The sequence below is a fragment of the Candidatus Phytoplasma citri genome, from assembly GCF_002009625.1.
GTDB lineage: Bacteria > Bacillota_I > Bacilli_A > Acholeplasmatales > Acholeplasmataceae > Phytoplasma > Phytoplasma citri.
Map to the genome: position 1 here is coordinate 1 of NZ_MWKN01000091.1, position 7,153 is coordinate 7,153.

The 7,153-nt window shown below is 23.0% G+C and carries 8 protein-coding genes; 2 read left to right on the plus strand and 6 right to left on the minus strand.

The window, feature by feature from the left end:
* Positions 1 to 174 precede the first annotated feature (174 nt).
* Genes B2G44_RS02140 through B2G44_RS02150 form a run of 3 tightly spaced genes read right to left on the minus strand, consistent with a single transcriptional unit; the run spans position 175 to position 3,986 of the window.
* Positions 175 to 510, minus strand: a complete 336-nt coding sequence (locus tag B2G44_RS02140; protein WP_078123184.1) for a hypothetical protein — start codon at positions 508 to 510, stop codon at positions 175 to 177.
* Between the two features lie 33 nt (positions 511 to 543).
* A complete protein-coding gene (locus B2G44_RS02145) occupies positions 544 to 2,232 on the minus strand; it encodes a ribonuclease J (RefSeq protein ID WP_078123185.1) in 1,689 nt (562 codons plus the stop codon).
* A gap of 8 nt (positions 2,233 to 2,240) precedes the next feature.
* Entirely contained in the window at positions 2,241 to 3,986 is a 1,746-nt protein-coding gene (locus tag B2G44_RS02150; RefSeq protein ID WP_078123186.1) for a ribonuclease J, read from the minus strand.
* 278 nt (positions 3,987 to 4,264) lie between these two features.
* Between B2G44_RS02150 and recU the strand changes: the two genes are divergently transcribed.
* Positions 4,265 to 4,822: a Holliday junction resolvase RecU gene (gene recU / locus B2G44_RS02155; protein WP_078123187.1), complete on the plus strand. Its 558-nt coding sequence runs from the start codon at positions 4,265 to 4,267 to the stop codon at positions 4,820 to 4,822.
* Between the two features lie 18 nt (positions 4,823 to 4,840).
* Here recU and B2G44_RS02160 read toward each other — a convergent pair whose 3' ends face one another.
* A complete protein-coding gene (locus tag B2G44_RS02160; protein WP_078123188.1) occupies positions 4,841 to 5,476 on the minus strand; it encodes a hypothetical protein in 636 nt (211 codons plus the stop codon).
* A gap of 122 nt (positions 5,477 to 5,598) precedes the next feature.
* Positions 5,599 to 6,609, minus strand: a complete 1,011-nt coding sequence (locus B2G44_RS02165) for a lipoate--protein ligase (protein ID WP_078123189.1) — start codon at positions 6,607 to 6,609, stop codon at positions 5,599 to 5,601.
* Positions 6,610 to 6,820: 211 nt separating this feature from the next.
* On the opposite strand from B2G44_RS02165, the gene B2G44_RS02370 reads away from it, so the two are divergent.
* Positions 6,821 to 6,991: a hypothetical protein gene (locus tag B2G44_RS02370; RefSeq protein ID WP_180372482.1), complete on the plus strand. Its 171-nt coding sequence runs from the start codon at positions 6,821 to 6,823 to the stop codon at positions 6,989 to 6,991.
* On the opposite strand, the gene B2G44_RS02170 is transcribed toward B2G44_RS02370, so the two are convergent.
* Positions 6,957 to 7,153 (minus strand): HNH endonuclease (locus B2G44_RS02170; RefSeq protein WP_338140331.1); only part of this gene is annotated, 197 nt, incomplete at its 5' end. The two genes, B2G44_RS02370 and B2G44_RS02170, sit on opposite strands and share 35 nt — an antisense overlap.

A 7,153-nucleotide genomic window follows, 5' to 3' on the forward strand; every position in this document is an offset into this window, starting at 1 on the left:
TATGAGCATCTTTTGCGCCCTAGCGATTTATAATTTGTTTGTTTAAAGCTCTTACAATAACTTCTACTTCTGGTAGTTCCGGCATTAAAAAGATCTCCTTTATTTTTTTTATTTATACAATTTTTACAAACCAATTTAAATTATTTAGAATTATTTAAATATAATTATGATTTGCTATTCACTTACGTGAATAAATTTTTCAATCAACAAAGTACCTTTTTCTTTTAATATAATTTTATTAAGAAATAATTTTCCAGTTATAATTTTTATTTTTTGACCTGGTTGTAAAAAAAATTCTGGATTATCATTATCAATATGTTCAAAAAATAAAATTAATTCTGAAAAAAATTTAATCTCAGAGTGAATAAGTATTTTCAGACCAACAGTATACCATTCTTTAGAAATTTTCAAGTTTTTATCTTTATTAAATCTTACATTTACTATACAAATTAAATCATTAATAGAATAATTGTTATATAAATTATTATCAAGTAGTTTAGCGAAATTCATAAAAATCAAAAAACCTTTCTGAACTAAAAAATTTTAAATAGATACAATAATAGGTAAAATTAAAGGATTACGTAAAGTAGTTTCATAAATACGAGGAGTGATAAAATTAATAATAGCTTTTATTAAATAATTTTCATTAACTGTTTCAGAAGATAATAATTTTTGAATCATATTTTTAATATCATTAGATATTTTTTGAATAAAATCACCACTACCTTTCATATAAATAAATCCTCGAGATACAACCATAGGATGATTAATAATTTTTTTATTCTTCCAATCCATGCTAACAATAATAGATAACAATCCTTCTTCGTTTAAAATTTTTCTTTCCTTAATGATAGAATTGCTCAAATTTTCTGAACCAGAATCATCAATATAAATATCATCGTGAGGAATTTTTCGGATTAATTGAGCTTTTTCGGGACTTAAACCTAATACATCGCCATTATCTAAAATAAAAACATTCTCAGAAGGTATACCACATTCAATAGCTAACTTTTTATGAGCCATTAACATAACATATTCACCATGAACTGGAACTAAAAAACGTGGTTTAATTAAATTTAACATTAATTTCAAATCATTTTGACTAGCATGTCCAGAAGCATGAGTATCTACTAAAAACCCATGTAAAATTACATTAACTTCCATTTTATACAATAAATCTAAAATTTTATTCACGCTATCTTGATTTCCCGGAATAGGAGAAGATGAAAAAATTACTGTATCTTTATTATTTAATTTAATTTGCCGATGAGTGCCATTCGCCATACGACTCAAAGCAGCTAAAGGTTCCCCTTGAGAACCAGTACATAATAAAGTAATATCTTCATCATTAGCATTAATATTGTTGCTATTAGCTAAAAATTCTTTTGGCACTTTTAAATAACCATTTTTAGCTCCGACTTCGATTGCTTTTTCCATACTTCGGCCAAAGACAGCTACTTTTCTTTTAGTTAAAACGCTAGCTTGAATAATTTGTCTAATACGATAATAATTAGACGCAAAAGTAACAATAATAATTCTACCTTTAATTTGATAAAATAAATTGTTAATAGTATCTCCGATTTTATTTTCTGATTCTATAAAACCTTTTTGTTGAGCATTAGTAGAGTCAGATAACAAACATAAAACTCCTTTTTTACCTAAATCAGCTAATTTAGCATAATTCGCTAAAGGACCTTCAGGAGTATGATCAATTTTAAAATCACCAGTATAAAAAATAATATTTTTATTATATTCAAAAACAATACCAAAAGTATCAGGTATTGAATGATTTAGACGTACAAAAGAAATTGTAACCTTTCCAAAACACAATTCAGATTCTTCTTCATATTTGTCTAAAATATGCATATATTTTTGCAATTTATGTTCTGTTAATTTAAATTCAATCAAATCATAAGCAATACCAGTAACCAAAATCTTGGGTATTTTGACTTTACGTAATAAAAAAGGAATGCTGCCAATATGATCCTCATGACCATGAGTAATTAAAAGACATTGAATTTTATGTTCATTTTTAATTAAATATTCATAACTAGGAATTATATAATTAATACCTAAAAAAGAATCTTCAGAAAAAGACATGCCCGAATCCATAATAAAAATTTTATCCTGAATTTCGACCACATACATATTTTTACCTACTTCACCTAATCCGCCCAAAGCATAAAATAAAATGTCAAATTTAGGTTGTTGTTGCGAAATATGTGCTACCATTTGTAAAATTATCCTTTGCTTTCAATTACAATATTTGAATTAAAATTTAAATCTTTATTTAACGTTGACCGGGTTGCAGAAATTAAAACAGGAATGATGACAGGTTTTTTTTTAGTAGCTTTAAAAATAAATTTAGATAATTCTTCTCGTAAACTATTTTTAAAATCACTCCATTTAATTTGTTTATTAATGTGTATAAACTGTGTACTTATTTTTAAAAATAATTCTTTCAACTGTTGAATCAGAGGTTCTATTTTCATTTTATCTAAAAATCCCTTACTAACCAACTTAATATTATCAATATTCCCGATTACTTTACGCAAACGTAGATCTAAATTACAGGCTATAATTAAAATGCCATCATTGGCTAATAACTCCCTATCTTTAATAATAAAATTATTACCATCTATAACTGGTGTACCATCAATTAAAATTTCACCTAAATTTTTTAAAAAATTTTTTTTAATCAAAGGTTTATGTAAACCATCATAAAACCACATATCACCATTTTCTATTAAAAAAATTTTATTATCTGAAAAATTAAAATTTTGAACCATTTTTTTTACATAATATTGATGCCTATATTCGCCTGCGATAGGTAAAAAAAATTTTGGTTTTAATAAATATAATAATAATTTTAAATATTCTTGATAATCATAAGATAAGTTTTGAAATAGATCTTTAATTAAAAATTCTACTTGAAAACCATGTCTTGCTAATATATCAATAGTTTTATTTTGGACTTTATCAATACCAGGTAAATCCACAGAAAATAATAAAATTTTATCGGCTATATGCAATTTCATTAAACGATCAGTTTTCTTACACATACGTTGCAAACGATAAAAAGCTTCAAAACGTCGACCAAACACTAATACAACAACATTATTATATTTCAAATAATCTTTAGAATTTTTTAAATTAATTAAAGTATTTTCAGGAATTTTTAAATATTTTTTTGATAAAGCAATATCAATAATTTTTTCACTTTTACGACCTAAAATAATAATCTTTAAATTAGCTTGTACAGCTAAATCGATAACCATTTGAATCTTTAATAAATCTGGAATTAAAAAAGTAACAATAATATTATTTTCTATATGGCCAAAAAAACTACTCAAATGATGTTCTAAAATTTCTTCTCTTTTAGGTTTTACCAAACTCAAAGCCCCTTGGGAAACCAATAATAAAGCTAAAACTTTTTTACGAGCCAATTCTACTAAAGTGGTAAAATTAGTTTGAAAAAAATTATTTTTAGATTGTTGCATATGCATAGCACTCATATATATAATCATTCCTGAAGAGGTTTCAAAAGCTAAACCTAAAGTGCCTGGTAAAAAATGAGATATCCCAAAAACAAAAATTTTAATATTATCAATAGTAATTTTCATATCATCTTTTATCATATTAAACGATAAACAAGATAAATCTATATTTGCTTGTTTTAAATTAAATTTAATTACTTCCATAGTAAAATCTGAAGTATAAATAGGAATGGACCATTCTTTTATGAAATAAACTAAAGCTCCTGAATAAGTTTCTAAAGCTGAAGTAATAAAAATACCTTTAATTTGTCCTTTAATAGATTCTAATTTATAATATTCTGGTAAAATAGCATCAATACCATTCACTAATACACTAGGATATTTTAAACCAGCATCTAAAATAAAATAAGAAGAATTGATTTTTAAGAGGTAAAAATTTTTCCCATTCTCCCCTATACCTCCTAAAGCGAAAAAATTAATTTCTTGCATTTTTTAATAGAACTCCCTTAAAAAATTAATAATGTGATATCATTAATTAAAATAATTTCAAAATATATGTTTACCGATTAATTTGATTTTTTTATCATTATTAATTAAAGTTTATAATATAAATATTATATTTGTAAAATAAAAATAAATAAATTTAATATGATGTTAATTATTTTTAAAAATACTTGAATTTGGTTAATCACTATTTATTATAGCTTTAAAACAATTAATATCAATTTTTTTCTATTTTTTTAGAAAGTTATCAGATAAATAAAAATATGAAATATCCAACTAAAATTAATAATCAAAATTTAAATTATAATAAAAAAAGTAATTTAGGAAAACAATTAGAACAAGATATTAATTTAACCAATAAATTTTATCAAGAAAATCAAATCGCTTTTATTCATAAAAATGAAATCCCTATACAAGTAGTTAAAGTCGAATATGCACAAAGAAAAAAAACTAAAATTGTAGAAGCTTATTATCGTTTAAAATCTTTACCAGATTATCAAGGAATTTATAAAGGTAAATATTTATCTTTTGATGCTAAAGAAACTAATAATGTAAAAAAATTTCCTTTAAAAAATATTCCTAATCATCAAATAATTTATTTACAAAAAATAAACGAATTAAAAGGAATAGCATTTTTAATTATTAATTTTAAACGTCATAACCAATATTTTTATCTGCCTATATCTTTTTTAAATAATTTTATACAAAAATCTTCATCCAAAAGTATTGATTATCAAATTTTTATTAATGAATTATGGCAAATTCCTTATAGTTATCGTCCTAGATTAGATTACTTACAAATTGTTAATAAATTTATCTAAAAGATATAAATATCCATTTTATAAATTAAATTCAGTATTTTCGTTGATAATAGATTTTAAAAACAACAAAATAAATCCAATAAGTGTATTAGTTAAAAAAATCATAATATTAATATAAATAACCAAAATCCAATATATAGATAAAAAAGGATTTAACTGAGTTATTATCCAAGAATCCGATTCAAATATTAAAAACAAAGAATCATAAGAATAATAATAAAAACTATAAACACAAAATGTATAAGAAATAATTTGCATAAAAGAAATTAGTAATAAACTTTTTATAATATTTTTTTTAATTAAATATGGATAATTTTTGGCGTGAAATAAACCAGATAAAGAATAAGCCATATATGGAAAAATAAAAAAAAATATTAAAAATAATAATTGTAAATATCTTGTTTGATTTAAAATAAACATATTAATAATAGGCCATTCCAACGCGGTATGAATCATGACATACACAAGATTAGCGAATAAACTAAATTTAAATCCGAACAAAAAACCTATTAAAACTATAGGTAATAACTCTAATTTGATTAAAGATCCGTGACAATCTTGAAAAAAAAATTTAGTAAATACAAATTCAATAAAGAAAGAGATTGTTAATAACAAAGAACTAATAATTACTTTTTTTAACGAAAAAATCTTCATAATTAACTTTTAAAATATACCTTTCTTATATTATACATTTTTATTAAAAAGGATAAACAAAAAAATTGGAAATTAATAAGTATTTTCCGCAACAAAATTCTGATAAAAATTTAACTCATTGTTTATGATTGTTTATATTTATTATTAATTAAACCTTGTTCTAATAAAAATAAAAAATCTTGATTCGAAGCATTCAAAATATAATTATTAATATTCACTTTTTTCAAAATTTTTTGAATATCTTCTGTTCTAAATAAAATATTCTCAAAAAAACTACAAAATTTTTTTAAATTTTCTTGAATATGAAAAAAATCACCACATAATTCCATTTTTCTAATATAACCATCTTCTAATTCTAAAAAAACTTTTATTTCGCCCCATCCAAAACGATATTGCAAATTTTTGGAATATATAGGATGATTAAATAACCATTTAAAAGAATTATATTTAATAGCTAATTTATTAATAGCAGCTAAATCTTTTTTAGTTAAAATTAATTCTTGTTTTTTTAAAAATTTTTCTAAATAATTAACTAATATTTCTTGTGTCATATCGGGAAGATAATCTTTCAAATTAAGAACTCGTGAGCGTACACTATCAATGCCTTTAGAAATTAATTTTTGATTATTTGGAGTAATACAACGTATCATTGTATCTATATCACATTGATAAAGTAAAGTTCCATGCATAACAATTCCATTTTTATTTTTCCAAAAAGCATTACCAGAAACCTTTTTACCTTTGAATAAAATATCATTACGACCGCCAAAATATAAAGATATTCCTAAATTATTAAATGCTTGAATAATAAAATTTAAATATCTTTTAAAACTAAAATCTAAAAATTTATTTTTAAAAATAAAACTAAAAATTGGTGTATTAAAATCATTATAAACGCAACCACCACCACTCGGTCTACGAAAAAATTCAATTTTATTTTTTTTGATAAAATCTAAATTAATTTCATTTTCAATAATCTGATTGCGACCAATAACTATTCCTTTCATAGTCCAGAAAAAAAAATAAATTTCATCATCATATTTCAAAAAATTATTCAAAATATACTCTTCTAAAGCATAATAAAAATAAGGTTTATAAACCGATGATAATAATGGATATTTAACTAAAATCATAATAAATAAGTTCCAAATTCTTTCTCTTTTAATAAACCACCAAAAATAAAAAATACTATATTTTATTCATTAATTATTATATCTAAGCCGATATATAATTATTAAATATAATAATAAATAAACAAAATAACCATCATTACAAAAATATATAATGATGGTTTTTTATCAATTTAATCTTTCATAAAACAAATAAACAATACGGATAGATTAATTGCGCTTTATTCAGCGATTTGTATTTACTGTTTTATTTACAATCAGCCCCCGTCCAAACCGGACAAGCAAGTTTCCAAGCATCCGGCTTTCCATAATTTACTCTCTTGCGAGAACTAATTTCCCCTTGCGGTTAATTAGCTATTTATTCTTATCGTTCTATTCTTTCTGATATCATGTATTTGTTGATTGGTTATCTTGCGATGGCAATCTTTACATAATACCTTGGTACTTTTATTCATAATACTCTGGCGGTTCGCGTTGCGGACCGTGCCAATGTGATGAATTTGAAGTTGGGTTGTTTTTTCGCAGTTCTCACAACATTCCGCTTTCA

What these genes read in the sequence shown, in the direction of transcription:
- B2G44_RS02140 (WP_078123184.1), bottom strand. Translation starts at nt 510, where the DNA reads ATGAATTTCGCTAAACTACTTGATAATAATTTATATAACAATTATTCT.
- B2G44_RS02145 (WP_078123185.1), bottom strand. Translation starts at nt 2,232, where the DNA reads ATGGTAGCACATATTTCGCAACAACAACCTAAATTTGACATTTTATTT.
- B2G44_RS02150 (WP_078123186.1), bottom strand. Translation starts at nt 3,986, where the DNA reads ATGCAAGAAATTAATTTTTTCGCTTTAGGAGGTATAGGGGAGAATGGG.
- recU (WP_078123187.1), top strand. Translation starts at nt 4,265, where the DNA reads ATGAAATATCCAACTAAAATTAATAATCAAAATTTAAATTATAATAAA.
- B2G44_RS02160 (WP_078123188.1), bottom strand. Translation starts at nt 5,476, where the DNA reads ATGAAGATTTTTTCGTTAAAAAAAGTAATTATTAGTTCTTTGTTATTA.
- B2G44_RS02165 (WP_078123189.1), bottom strand. Translation starts at nt 6,609, where the DNA reads ATGATTTTAGTTAAATATCCATTATTATCATCGGTTTATAAACCTTAT.